The sequence below is a fragment of the Catellatospora sichuanensis genome (assembly GCF_007483665.1).
GTDB lineage: Bacteria > Actinomycetota > Actinomycetes > Mycobacteriales > Micromonosporaceae > Catellatospora > Catellatospora sichuanensis.
This window is the reverse complement of sequence record NZ_VIQO01000033.1, coordinates 47,719-60,802: the sequence shown is the minus strand read 5'-3', so window position 1 is coordinate 60,802 and position 13,084 is coordinate 47,719. Positions and strand designations below refer to the sequence as shown.

The following is a 13,084-nucleotide window of genomic DNA, read 5'->3' as shown; positions in this document are numbered from 1 at the left end:
CAGTCTCCACGGTCGGCCCGCGCTCGGGTGCGGACTCGGGCGGCGGCGGTCACTCCGCCGAGCACACCGCGTACTGGGTGTCCTGCTTGGCGCTGTACATGGCCAGGTCGGCGCGGCGCAGGGTGGCTTCGGCGGGCTCGGCGGGCCGGCGCAACGCGACGCCGACGCTGACCGCGCTGCCGTTGTCGCGGGCCGCGGCGACGAGCCGGTCGGCGACACGCACGGCCTCGGCGTCGTCGGGGACGTCGACGATCGCGACGAACTCGTCGCCGCCGACCCGGAACAGCTCGTCGCCCTTTCGCAGGCACTCGCGCATCCCGGTGGCGAGGTCGACGAGCACCTTGTCGCCGGCGGCGTGGCCGAGCCGGTCGTTGATCTGCTTGAAGTTGTCCACGTCGATGACGAGCAGCGCGGTGCGCCCGATCCGGGCCGCGGCGAGCTGCTCGGTGAACGGGCCGACGTGGCGCAGGCCGGTCAGCGGATCCGTCTCGGCCAGCGCCTGCATCTGGTGCAGCGCCCCGAGGCGGTCGTAGCACTCGGCGGCGTTGGCCATGAGCAGTTCCAGCACGGTGACGGTGCCCGGGTCGACGCGCACCTCCAGCTCGTCCATGACCAGCATCGCCACTTCCAGCCGCGGGTCGGGCGCCGTTCCCCGCACCGGGAAGGCGAGCAGCGTCCGCACCCCGGCCTGCACGAGAGGTTCGAAGCCCCGGACGTCCTCCCCGGACGGGTCGCCCAGGGTGCGCGAGGCCCCGTGCCGGCAGACCGCGTCAACCAGGGCCGACAGCAGGTGGGTCGGCAGCTCGGTGACCTGCGCGGGGAGGTCGCATGCCCCGGCGGCGGTGTGGGCGGCGGTCTGCCGGAGCGGGTGCTGTGCCTGGCCCGGCGGCGTGATGCGCCGCGTCAGGACCGTCGCGCTGCCGAGGCCGGTGAGTTCGATCGCGGCGCGGCAGGCCATCCCGGCCAGCTGCACGCCGCTGTGTGCGGTGGCGAAGCCGAGCGTATGCCGTAGCAGCAGCTCCTCCCGCGATTCGGCGGGCGGGCCGCCGAGCTCGTCGATGCGCTGCCGGAGCCGCCGGCCGACCTCGGCGAGCTCGTCCGCCCACAGCACGGGGTCGGTGACGACGTGGTCGAACTCGATGTTGAGCACGCCGATGGGCAGGTCGGACGGCTCGCTGAGCGGGGCGCAGACCACGGAGCCGACGGGGCGTCCGGTGTGCAGGCCCGCATACGCGATCGAGGCGTCGTCGATCGCCGCCGGCCTGCCGGTGGCCAGCACATGGCCCACGACGCCGTAGTGGCTCGGCACCGCGGCGGGGGCCTGCCAGGCGCCGCTGAACGCGACGACCGAGAGCTGGCCGGGGCTGAGCAGCAGGACGTCCACCGCGGCGCCGGTGTGCCCGTGCAGCACGGACACCGCGGCGTTGCAGGCGCGTGCCACCGAGTCGCAGCCGGCCGCGACCTCGGTCACGTCATCGATGACATCCTTGCTGAGGTGGCGACCCATCACATCCCGCCATGCCACGCATTTCCCGATGTCGCGGACCACATTCAGCCTAATGCCGCATACCGGCTCGACGTCCTCGTTCCGGATCTGCGCGGCCGAAATGGTCCGCGCTGCGTCGGACCGGGGGCCGGTCCGCGGGGCGGGACGCAGCACGGAGACCGACCGCGCACCGGTGCCGACCGCTTCGGTCGCCACAGCGGTTATCCTGCGCTGATGCCGGGTTCCGTGGACCGACCGCTGCTGTTCCTCGACGTCGACGGACCGCTGATCCCGTTCGGCGGCAGCACGCCGCAGCCCGCGCGCTCGGAGCCACCGCACGACGATGCACACCCCCTGCTCGCCCGGCTGGATCCCGAGCACGGCCGTCTGCTGTCGGCGCTGCCGTGCGACCTGGTCTGGGCCACGACGTGGATGGCCGACGCCAACGAGGTGATCGCACCACGGCTCGGGCTGCCCGACCTGCCGGTCGTGCACTGGCCGGACGAGGACGAGCCGGACGAGCGCCTGCACTGGAAGACCCGTGGCCTGGTCGAATGGGCCGCCGGACGCGCGTTCGTCTGGGTCGACGACGAGCTCACCGACCGGGACCGGGTGTGGGTGGCCGAGAACCACGGCGGCCGGGCGCTGCTGCACCGTGTCGACCCTGGCCGAGGCCTCACCGGCGCGGACTTCGCCGCCATCGGACGATGGCTGGCGGCCTCTGCCGCACCGCGCGGCGAGAGCGCGGCTGACCCGCCCCGGTGACCAGAAAGATCGCCGTCTCGTGGCGAAAACGAGGTCGGACCTCAGGTTTCGATACGAGACGGCGATCCTGGGTAGGCGCCGGCCTGCGGGAGCAGGCCGGCGGGGAGGGGTCAGATGCGGTAGATGGCCAGGCCCATGATGGCGGGCTTGCCGTACGCGCCGGTCACGTTGACGTTGAGGACGCCGTCGGACACCGTGACGGTGTACGCGCCGTTCTCACGCCAGTGGCCCAGCGCCAGGTCACCGAGGTTGCTGGCCTTGAGGATGCCTTCCAGGGTGACGTTGAACCGGCGGGTGTTGCCCTGCACCGACTCCATCTCCCAGACGTACACCTGGTAGGTGCCGTTGGCCACGGTCTGGCTCATGGTGATGGTGCCCAGGTCCGTGCCGAGCAGCCCGGTGTGGAGCATGTCCACGGTGGCGGCGTCGGGCAGCGGGCTGGGCGTGACGGTGTTGGTGTGGGCCGTGCCACCGGAGACGGTGAAACCGGTGGACTGGGCCTGGGTCTGGCTGACCCACTGGTTGCCCTCGACGACGACCGCGGGCCCGTTGAGGTTGATGCCCTTGACGAAACCGGTGGCCGGCGGGCTGGTCGACGGCTGCGGCGACGGCGAGGCCGGCGGCGCGGACGGCGACGGGGAGGTGGTGGACCCGCCGGTGACGACGGCCCGGTCAAGGGTGACGACCGTGCCGGCGGCGCTGGCGTTCTTGGTGCCGGTGTTGCGGATCCGCAGCGTGTGGTTGCCCGCGGACAGCACCGGGCTGGTCCAGACCGCCACGTCGCCGGTCTTGGTCGTGGCGTAGAGGTCGACGTTCACCTCGGTGCCGCCGTCGATCGACACCGCGGCGATGCCGTGGTGTGAGCCCGTCACGGCCCGGTAGACGACCCGGGTGCCGTTGAAGGCCAGCGTCGCGGTCTCACCGGCGTTGAGGCTCCAGCTCTGGCTGGCGTTGTAGTAGACCGCCGGGGCGGTCTCGTTGCAGGCGGTGCAGTGGTTCCAGCCGCTGTAGTTCCACTGGTTCTGCCCGGTGCCCTGGACCGAGTCGTCGACGTTGACGGTGCCCGGGGGCTGTGGCGACGGGCTGGCCGACGGCGACGGCGAGGCCGGGGGAGAGGGAGAGGCCGGCGGCGGCGACGACGGCAGGACGCCGCCGTTCTTCGCGATCAGGCGTGCGGCCTGGGTCGCGAACATCTGGTACGCCGGGTCGTACTGCACCTTGGACGTGTCGGGCTCGCCGTAGATGGAGAAGCCCTCGCCGTTGTCGGGCGGCCAGATGAACGTGGCCGGGTTGACGTTGTCGTCCTGCGGGTGCGGCCTGGTCGCCGGGGGCACGACCTTGCCCTCGACCCGCCAGGACAGCCAGCCGGCGCAGTCGTTGTTGTTGTAGATCGTGTCGGCCCAGCCGCTGTAGATGTTCGACCGGGTGACCTTCTCCGCCGCGCTGCGTGCCGGGTAGGCGAACTCCTGCATGAGCACAGGTTTGCCGCTGGCCACCGCAGTCGCGCAGTGCTGGTTGATCAGGTTGTTGACCTGCGCGGGGGAGACGTTGTGGTACGTCGGGTAGGTGTGCCAGGTCTGGAAGTCGATCGCCGGCACGTTGGCGGCCTCGGTGTTCGGGTCGGAGCCCGCCTGCCCGCCGTAGAAGCCCTCGCTGCCGGTGGTGACCAGCTGCTGGGCGCCCTGCGCCTTGATGTAGGACGCCATCTCCTGGTACCAGCCCTGCGCCAGGGACACCGAGCTGACCTCGGGCTCGTTCATCAGGTCCCAGGCGAAGATGGTCGGGTCGTCCTTGTACTTCACGCCCGTGATGCTGTTGGTGCGGTTGAGTACGAAGCTGACCCAGTCCTTGTACAGCTGCTTGGTGCGGGGGTCGCTGTAGAAGAACGTGTAGCGCTGCGCGTGGCTCGACCCGTTGTAGCCCGGGATGTACCACGAGTTGATCTGCTGGGTGCCGCCCGCCCACTGCCAGAAGTCCATCATCGCGATGTTCAGCTTCAGGCCGAGCTGCGCGGCCCTGGCGATGACGTAGTCCCAGCGGCCGAGCCCGTTGGTGGTGCTCGGGTTGAAGGCGTACGTGTTGGTGGCGGTGTCCCAGTAGATCAGGTACGTCCCGTGCATACCCATGTTGGACGCGTCACCGGTGCTGGCGGGGTTCCAGATGTGCGGCTTGGTGGTGCCGTCCAGCGACCCGGTGACCGAGTGCAGGATGCCGCGTACGACGTTGTAGTTGCTCGCGTCGGCGTAGCCGAGCATCGAGTCGACCTCGCCGCGCGTGCCCCAGCCGAGGTAGTGGCTGTTGGTGCCCGCGACGTAGAAGGGCTTGCCGTCGAGCATGAACTTCGTGCCCGACGTGGTGACGAAGCCGGGGGCGGCGTTCGCCTTGTTGCCGACCATCAGTGGTAACACCACGGCGAGGACCATCGCAATCACGAACGGGATGGTGAGCCGGTTGAGCCGAAGAGCTTTCATGCAGGTCTCCTACCTGTGTCTCTCCTGGTGCTCTGGGGGGAGCGCCGCATCCGGGGCCGGGCGCCCCGAACGCGACGTGCTTCGATTAATGCGCATTTTTGAACCAATACGGACGCAGGCGTCCCCGGGTCCGCTCCTTGCTACGCCCGTCAGCCGGCTGCGGGCGGGTCCAGGGGTGGGATGGCGTTCGCGGCGATGACCTGCCGGAACCAGTGGCCGCTGTTCTTGATGGTGCGGTGCTGGGTGTCCCGGTCGACGTGGATGAGGCCGAAGCGCTGGCTGTAGCCGTACACCCACTCGAAGTTGTCGATCAGGGACCACATCACGTAGCCGCGCACGTCCACGCCGTCGGTGATGGCGTCGTGCAGCGCGGCCAGGTGCGCGTGCAGGTAGGCGACCCGTCCCGCGTCGTCGACCCGGCCGTCGGGGCCCACCTGGTCAGGGGAGGCCACCCCGTTCTCGGCGATGACGATCGGCACCGGGCCGTAATCGTGGCGGATGCGGTTGAGCAGCTCGCGCAGGGCGCCCGCGTCGACGACGCCGTGGATGGTGGACGGGCCGTCGGCGGGTGCGATGTGGACGAGGCCGTCGCTGCCGACCCAGCGGTTGTACGGGTCGGCGGGGCCGGGACCCGCGGCGACGTACAGCGGCGTGTAGTAGTTCACGCCCAGCAGGTCGATCGGCGCGGTGACGGTGGCCAGGTCCCCGTCGTGCACGAAGCCCCAGTCGGTGACGTGCGCGGTGTCGGCGATCAGGTCGGCGGGATACTCCCCGCGCAGCAGCGGGTCGAGGAAGATGCGGTTGCGCAGCGCGTCGGCACGGCGCACCGCGTCCCGGTTCTCCGGGGTGTCCACGGGTGTGCGCACCGGGGCCGGGTTGAGCGCGACGGATACCTGCGCGGTGCGTGGCAGGGCCGCCCGCAGTGCCTGCACGCCCAGGCCGTGGGCCAGGTTGAGGTGGTGGGCCACGGTCAGGGTGGTGGCGTCGTCGGCGATGCCGGGGGCGTGGATGCCGGAGGCGTGCCCCAGGAACGCGGTGCACCACGGCTCGTTCAGGGTGACCCACAGCGGCACCCGGTCGCCGAGCCGTGCCGCGACCAGCGCGGTGTAGTCGGCGAAGCGTTCGGTCATGTCCCGGTTCGCCCAGCCGCCCGCGTCCTGCAGCACCTGCGGGTGGTCCCAGTGGTAGAGGGTCAGCATCGGCTCGATCCCTTTGGCCAGCAGTTCGTCCACCAGCCGGGAGTAGAAGTCCAGCCCCTTGCCGTTGGCCGCGCCGCGCCCGTCGGGCTGCACCCGGGGCCACGACACCGAGAAGCGGTAGGTGTTCAGGCCGAGCTGCGCCATCAGCGCCACGTCGTCGCGGTAGCGGCGGTAGTGGTCGACGGCCAGGTCGGCCCGGTCGCCGTTGTCCACCCGCCCGGGGACGGCGGTGAAGGTGTCCCAGACCGACGGCGTACGCCCGTCGACGTCCAGGGCGCCCTCGACCTGGAACGCCGCGGTGGCCGCGCCCCAGCGGAATCCCGCGGGGAACTCCGGCGGTGCGAAACGGCGGTCGGGCGCGGTCTCCGTGGGGGCGGTCATCGGCGGCTCTCCTTGCGGGTGAGGGCCCTGTCGGGCGGTTCAGCGCGTGCGGTACACGCCGGTGCTGCCGCGGGGCAGCAACCGGTAGGGCTCGGCGGGCTGGGAGTCGGCTCCCGGCCCGCCCTCGATGGCGGCGAAGAGCATGCGCGCCGCCTGCGCGCCCCGGCCCGGGATGTCGTGGGCCAGTGCGGTGAGCTTCGGGTTGACCAGGCGGCACAGCCGGGAGTCGTTGAACGCGACCAGGGACAGCTCGTCCGGCACGGACAGGCCCATCTCCAGCGCCACTTCGAGTCCGGTCACCGCGGTCAGGTCGGTGTGGTAGATGATCGCGGTCGGCCGGTCCGGTGCGGCCAGCAACCGCCGGGTGGCCTGCGCGCTGTCCTCGTCGGAGTAGTCGGCGCGCACCGTCAGCGGCTCGGGCAGGCCGCGCAGGCGGCACACCTCCCGCAGCGCGTCGGCGCGGTCGACGATGTGGCGCATGTTCGGATCGCCGGACACGTGGGCCAGCCGCCGGTGGCCGAGTGCGGCCAGGTATTCGATGACGTCGGTCATGCCGGACGCGTCCTGCGACCAGATGCTCGGCAGCGTTCCGGTGCCGGCGGGCCCGCCGATGACGACCGCGGGCAGGTGCAGGTCTTCCAGCACACCGACACGGGGGTCGTCGTCGCGCAGGTTGAGCACGATGACGCCGTCGACCCGGTGCTCGGCCCACCACCGGCGGTAGGTGGCGATCTCGGCCTCGGTGTCCTCGACGACCTGCAGGTTGAGCCCGCAGGAGCGGGCCGACAGTTCGGACTCCAGGCCGCTGATCAGCTCCATGGTGAACGGCTCGGCCCCGAGCAGCCGCGCGGGCCGTTGCAGGGCCAGGCCGATCGCGCCGGCCCGGCCGCCGCGCAGGGCGCGGGCCGCGCTGTGCGGTCGCCAGCCCAGTTCGGACGCCACCGCCAGGACCCGCTGGCGGGTCTCCTCGGAGACGCCGGGCTGGTCGTTGAGTGCGAACGAGACCGCAGACCGGGATACACCCGCGCGGCCGGCGATGTCGGCGATGGTCGGGCGCTTCACGGCCGTCCTCCGTTCCGCATGGGCAGCTCCCTGGTCGTTGCTACTAAACCGATTTTGTTACGGACCGGGACAGTAGCAGCGCGCTCCGTCGTGCGGAAGACCCCGGTCGATCCGAGGCGGGCTGGGGCTGATCGCTGACACAGGATGGGATACAGGCTCATCTGCGGTAATGCTCCTCTGAGGACATGGCGCAAAAGTTTCCGGCGTAACACGGTGTTGACGTACTTGCGAGGGCGGGCTATGGTCCCGGTCACTGTTTCGATTTAGTTCGCCATCGCGTCTTGATGGGTCGCGACAGGACCGCCGGGGGTTCGCACTCCGGGGGCCCGCACGAGCCGGCCGGACGCAACGCTTCCGCACCTCTCCACGCGCATCGCACCTCACAGGAGTTCACTATGGAGCATGCTCGATCCAGGAAGTCCCGCCGGAGGCCCGGCGTCGTCCTGAGCGCGCTGCTGCTGGCCGCGTCGCTCGTCACGGCGGCCTGCGGCAGTGCCGACGAACCCGAGGCCGAAAGCGGCCCGGTCACCATCAGCTGGGGCTGGTGGAGCAACACCCCCGAGAAGGACGCGCTCTACCGCAAGTGGCTCGACGGCTTCGAGGCGGCCAACCCCAACATCAAGATCAAGTCTGAGTTCCTGCCCTGGGACGCCTACTGGGACAAGGTGAAGACCACCACCGCCGGCGGCAACGCCTACGACGTGGTCGGCCTGTGCTCCTGCTTCGCGGCGTCGTACTTCGACAACGAGGTCTTCGCCGACCTCAAGAAGATGGACGACTACTCCGGCGCCATCGCCGGTGCCCAGCCCGGCCCGGTCGGCGTGTTCGGCTGGAAGGACAAGCAGTACGCGATGCCCGTCGGCATCTCCGTGCCGCTGGTCGGCTACAACAAGGACCTTTTCAAGGCCGCCGGCGTGGCCACGCCCGACCCGTCCGTACCGATGACCTTCGACGCCTTCAAGGAGATGGCGAAGAAGCTCACCAAGGTCAACGGTGCCGGCAAGGTCACCCAGTACGCCCTGCACCCGGGCAGCATCAACTTCTGGGAGTCGCTGATCGCGATGCGCGGCGGCTCTATGTACGACAACTTCGTCAGCCCGACGAAGGTCACCGTGAACAGCCCGCAGGGCATCGCGGGCCTGGCCGACTACGCCAGCCTGTTCACCGACAAGATCGTGCCGCCGATCGACGAGCAGCGCGAGAACCAGTGGCTCAACGGTGACCTGGACAGCCTGCGTACCGGCAAGGTCGCCATGGCCCGGGTCGGTCCCTGGAACTTCGCCGACATCGCCGCCAAGTCCCCGAACATCGGCGTCTTCCCGCTGCCGAAGGTCGGCGACAGCCTGGTCCTCTACTCCGGCGCCAACGGGTACGCGATCTCCGCGGAGAGCGAGCACCCGAAGGAGGCCTGGCAGTTCCTCAAGTGGATGCTCAAGACCGAGAACCAGGTCGAGTTCGCGAAGTTCAGCGACGTGCCGGTCGACGTCGAGGCGCTCAAGAAGCTGCCGGACTTCATCACCCCCAAGGAGTTCGGCCCGACCCTGCTGGCCTCCGTGCCGGCCTTCCGCCCCGGTCTGCTGACCGTCAAGGAGGAGCTGGGCAAGGACGTCGGCCTGATCATCGACGACCTCGGCCGCGGCAAGCTCACCCCCGAGCAGGCCGCCGGCGAGATCGAGAAGAAGGGCAACGCGCTGCTGTCGCAGTAGCGTGACCCGCCGGTGCGGCCCCGCAGGTTCACGCGGGGCCGCACCGGCCCGACCGGCCGCCACGGGGGCTGCCGGACGGCGTTTCGCCCGTTCACTGCCGTTCCACAGGTTCCGACCGGAGGCGTACATCATGAGCATGGTTTCGGCCGAGCAGCGGCCGCGCTTGAAGCGGCGCTGGTGGCGGCGCGAGGGCGTGCAGGGCTACCTCTACATCAGCCCGTGGCTGCTGGGCTTCCTGATGTTCGGCGTCGCGCCGCTCATCGCCGCGTTCATGACCAGCCTGTCCAAGGCCAACGTGTTCCGCACGATCCGGTTCGTGGGCACCGACAACTACGAGAAGATCCTCACCGACGACCCGGTGTTCGCCACCATCGCCGGCAACATGCTGATCTACGTGATCGGCTCGACGGTCATCTCGATCTGCCTCGGCCTGGTGCTGGCCCTGCTGCTGTTCAAGGACTTCCGCGGCAACCACGTCTTCCGCACCCTGATCTACGTGCCCAGCCTGCTCGTCGGCATCGCCACCGCATACCTGTTCAAGCAGGTGTTCCGGGGCGGTGAGGTGGGCCTGGCGAACATGTTCCTGAGCCTGTTCGGCACCGAGCCGGTGAACTGGCTCGGCGACTCGGAGAAGCCCTGGCTGGCGCTGGTCGCGCTGATCCTGGTCAACGTGTGGTTCGCCGGCGGCACCATGCTGATCTTCCTGGCCGGGCTCAAGGGCATTCCGGCCAGCTACTTCGAGGCCGCCCGGGTCGACGGGGCCGGGCCGTGGCAGATGTTTCGCAAGGTCACCCTGCCGCTGCTGTCGCCGGTCATCGTGTTCAACACCGTCATGGCGCTGATCGGGCACATCCAGGTCTTCGAGACCCCGCTCGCCTTCGCCAACAGCGGCGGCGTCGCCACCGGCAACCCGCTGGGCTACGAGAACAGCCTCGGCACGTTCGTGACCTACCTGTACGTCAAGGGCTTCGTCTACCAGGACATGGGCTACGCGTCGGCGCTGGCGTTCATCATGTTCGCCGCGACCCTGGTGCTGACCGGCCTGGTGCTCTGGCTGGCCCGGCGCTTCACCGCGTACGGCGACGCCGACCAGAACTGACCGCGGCCCACCCACCGGAGGATTGCCATGCAAGACGTGTTGGACAAGCCGCGCAGCGGCGACGTGCCGCCCGCCGCCCCGGCCGCGCGCACCGCCACCGTGCGCCGCCGCCGCAACAGCCGGGCACGCTGGGAGCTGACCGCGCGGATCACCGCGCTGAGCCTGTTCTGCCTGCTGCTGCTGTTCCCGTTCGTATGGCTGGTGTCGCAGTCGCTCAAGGACACCAACCAGTACTTCGCGGTGCCGTTCGAGTGGATCCCGAGCCCGTTCCGCTGGGAGAACTTCACCGACGTCATCTTCAAGTACGAGTTCCTGCACTACATCGGCAACAGCCTGTGGCTCGCCGTGTACGCCGTGGTGGTCAACATCCTGTCGTCGTCGTTCGTGGCGTACGGCTTCTCCCGCTTCCGCTTCCCCGGCCGCAACGCGCTGTTCATGGTCGTGCTCGCGACCATGATGCTGCCCGGCCAGGTCATGACCATCTCGCTGTACCGCTTCTACCGCGAGATCGGCTGGATCGACACCTTCTACCCGCTGCTGATCCCGAAGCTGTTCGGCGCCGCGTTCGAGATCTTCCTGTTCCGGCAGTTCTTCCTGAGCCTGCCGCGCGAGGTCGACGAGGCCGCCCGCATCGACGGCTGCGGCACCCTGCGCACCTGGTGGCACATCATCCTGCCGCAGTCCAAACCGGTCATCATCGTGGTCGCGGTGTTCACGTTCCTGGGCAGCTGGCGCGAGCTGTTCGGCCCGCTGATCTACCTCACCGGCGAGGAGAACCGCACCCTGCCGCTGGGCCTGCTCTACTTCACCTCGCCGTTCGGCTCGTCGCTGCCCATGCTCATGGCGGCCATCGTCATCTCGCTCATCCCACCCGTCGTCCTGTACGCCCTCGGGCAGAAGTACATCGACAAGGGCGTCGCCATCGCGGAGATCAAATGAACCTGCCCCAGCCAGTCGCCGTCGGCCGCCCGCTGGACCGGGCCGCGCTGCCCGAGCCGGTCCTCGACGCCGAACCCGAACTCGTCGACCTGTACTGGGCCGCCTGGGAGCTGGCCTACGACCACGTGGTCACGCGCGAGGGCGCGCCGCGCTCGCCGTACATGGACGAGGGCTTCGATCCGGACACGATCTGGATCTGGGACACCTGCTTCATGGCGCACTTCTGCAAGTACGCCCCCGACCTGTTCCCGGGGGTGGAGAGCTTCGACAACTTCTACCGCCCGATGTACGACGCCGAACCCACCTCCCTGAAGATCCACCACCCGGACAACCCGCCGCTGTTCGCCTGGTCCGAGGAGGAGTACGTCCGCCACACCGGCGACCTCGACCGGGTCCGGTGGCTGCTGCGCGACAAGGCCTACCTGCAGCAGCACTTCGCGTTCATGGAGGGCACCCCGGCGGGCAGCCGCTTCCCGCACAGCAACATCGCGACCACCGTGGAGCGCGTGCCGCGCGGCTACCTCTGGGAGGGCGTGACCAGCGGCATGGACAACACGCCGCGCGCGCCGATCCAGGGCGAGCACGGCACGTCCGGTGACATCCTGTGGTTCGACGTCGCGGCCCAGCAGGCCCTGTCCGCCCGGTCCATCGCCACGCTGGCCCGGCTCATCGGCGAGACGGTGCTGGCCGACGAGTACGACGCGCACCACGCGCGGCTCGTCGCGCTGGTGAACGACTTCTGGTCGGCTGAGCACGGCTGCTACTTCGACCGGTTCGCCGAGGAGCCGTACAACTTCCACCGGGTCCGCACGCCCGCGGTGTACTGGCCGCTGCTGGCCGGCGCCTGCGACGCGACCCAGGCCGACGCGCTGGCGGCGGCGCTGGCCGACCCGAAGTGCTTCGGGGGACCGGTGCCCTGGCCGTCGGTGGCCCGCGACGACCCCGAGTTCCGCCCCGACGGCATGTACTGGCGCGGCGGCGTGTGGGTCCCGGTCGCCTACGCGAGCGCCCGCGCGCTGGCCGACTCCGGCCACGAGGACCTGGCCCACCGCGCGTCCCGCGACCTGATCCGCCACATGGCCCGCACCTGGTCCGAGTACTCGCCCGCGACCATCTGGGAGGCCTACTCACCCACCCGCCCGGCCCCGTCGACGGCCAAGGACGACCGCACTCCCGTACGCCCCGACTTCTGCGGCTGGTCCGCCCTCGCCCCGATCTCCATGCTCATCGAGCACGTCCTCGGCTTCCGCGTGGACGCCCTCACCCGCACCGTCCGCTACCGCCGCCACCTGCCCGGCCGCACCGGCATCCGCAACCTCCGCGTCGGCGACACCCGCGTCACCGTCATCGCCGACGACACCACCCTCACCGTCGAAACCGACGGCCCGATCACCCTCTCCCTCCCCGACCGCGAAATCCCCCTCACCCCCGGCCACCACACCCTCTGACGAAGGAAGGGCACCTTCACATCGCTATAGGTAGAGGAAGGGCACCTGCTTAACGGGGGGTGGCCTCTGGGCTGCGGCGGCACGCGCGGCGGGGCGCGGTGGGCGTGTCAGCCCGGACAAAGCCCTCGGCGCCGGTCAGGCTTCGGTGGCGGGCAGCTCGGCGATCATGGCGGTGACGTGCTGTTCGAGCTGGTCCATTGTTCGGCCGAACTCCGCGGCGAGATCGAAGTCGTACTTGCGGGCCAGCACCAGCACCGACCACAGGCAGTCGGCCAGCTCGTGGGCGAGCGCGTCGCGGCCGCCGGGCATATGCCGGGCGCCCTCGGCGGCCATCACCAGCTTCGCCAGGTCGCCGACGTCGCCGACGAAGCCGAGCATCAGCTCTTCGCGGGTCCACGTGCGACCGCGTCCGCGCTGGTTCAGCTCGTCGTAGAGGTCGCTCACCCGCAGGGCCCGTTGCTGCAGCTCGCCCAGGTCGGTCATGGTTCCCGTCTCCTCCGTCGTCCCGTGTCCGGACGCCCGGAACCC

Annotated in this window: 10 protein-coding genes; 5 read left to right on the top strand and 5 right to left on the bottom strand. The window is 70.0% G+C overall.

Annotated elements, in window-relative coordinates; genetic code table 11:
* Positions 1-49: 49 nt before the first annotated feature.
* Complete coding sequence (locus FLL47_RS36125; protein ID WP_144127158.1) at positions 50-1,471, bottom strand: GGDEF domain-containing protein; 1,422 nt, start codon at positions 1,469-1,471, stop codon at positions 50-52.
* 249 nt (positions 1,472-1,720) lie between these two features.
* Here FLL47_RS36125 and FLL47_RS36120 point away from each other — a divergent pair, with 249 nt between their 5' ends.
* The gene (locus FLL47_RS36120) at positions 1,721-2,251 is read left to right on the top strand and encodes an HAD domain-containing protein (RefSeq protein WP_144127157.1); all 531 of its coding nucleotides are present in this window, start codon (positions 1,721-1,723) and stop codon (positions 2,249-2,251) included.
* 110 nt (positions 2,252-2,361) lie between these two features.
* Here the strand turns inward: FLL47_RS36120 and FLL47_RS36115 are convergent, their stop codons facing one another.
* From FLL47_RS36115 to FLL47_RS36105, 3 genes are all read right to left on the bottom strand, one after another.
* Entirely contained in the window at positions 2,362-4,722 is a 2,361-nt protein-coding gene (locus tag FLL47_RS36115; RefSeq protein ID WP_144127156.1) for a glycoside hydrolase 5 family protein, read from the bottom strand.
* Positions 4,723-4,871: 149 nt separating this feature from the next.
* Positions 4,872-6,302 carry a GH1 family beta-glucosidase gene (locus tag FLL47_RS36110; RefSeq protein WP_144127155.1) on the bottom strand — a complete coding sequence of 477 codons (1,431 nt, stop codon included), beginning with the start codon at positions 6,300-6,302 and terminating at the stop codon, positions 4,872-4,874.
* Positions 6,303-6,341: 39 nt separating this feature from the next.
* Positions 6,342-7,364 carry a LacI family DNA-binding transcriptional regulator gene (locus FLL47_RS36105; protein WP_144127154.1) on the bottom strand — a complete coding sequence of 341 codons (1,023 nt, stop codon included), beginning with the start codon at positions 7,362-7,364 and terminating at the stop codon, positions 6,342-6,344.
* A gap of 395 nt (positions 7,365-7,759) precedes the next feature.
* Here FLL47_RS36105 and FLL47_RS36100 point away from each other — a divergent pair, with 395 nt between their 5' ends.
* The 4 genes from FLL47_RS36100 to FLL47_RS36085 all read left to right on the top strand — a co-directional run bounded on the left by FLL47_RS36100 (position 7,760) and on the right by FLL47_RS36085 (position 12,556).
* Complete coding sequence (locus FLL47_RS36100; protein ID WP_186316119.1) at positions 7,760-9,070, top strand: ABC transporter substrate-binding protein; 1,311 nt, start codon at positions 7,760-7,762, stop codon at positions 9,068-9,070.
* Positions 9,071-9,200: 130 nt separating this feature from the next.
* Entirely contained in the window at positions 9,201-10,169 is a 969-nt protein-coding gene (locus FLL47_RS36095) for a carbohydrate ABC transporter permease (protein WP_144127152.1), read from the top strand.
* A gap of 27 nt (positions 10,170-10,196) precedes the next feature.
* Positions 10,197-11,108, top strand: a complete 912-nt coding sequence (locus tag FLL47_RS36090; RefSeq protein WP_144127151.1) for a carbohydrate ABC transporter permease — start codon at positions 10,197-10,199, stop codon at positions 11,106-11,108.
* Complete coding sequence (locus FLL47_RS36085; RefSeq protein WP_144127150.1) at positions 11,105-12,556, top strand: MGH1-like glycoside hydrolase domain-containing protein; 1,452 nt, start codon at positions 11,105-11,107, stop codon at positions 12,554-12,556. The genes FLL47_RS36090 and FLL47_RS36085 overlap by 4 nt, the downstream gene beginning before the upstream one ends.
* A 135-nt stretch (positions 12,557-12,691) precedes the next feature.
* On the opposite strand, the gene FLL47_RS36080 is transcribed toward FLL47_RS36085, so the two are convergent.
* Positions 12,692-13,039 carry a MazG nucleotide pyrophosphohydrolase domain-containing protein gene (locus FLL47_RS36080; RefSeq protein WP_144127149.1) on the bottom strand — a complete coding sequence of 116 codons (348 nt, stop codon included), beginning with the start codon at positions 13,037-13,039 and terminating at the stop codon, positions 12,692-12,694.
* Positions 13,040-13,084 lie beyond the last annotated feature (45 nt).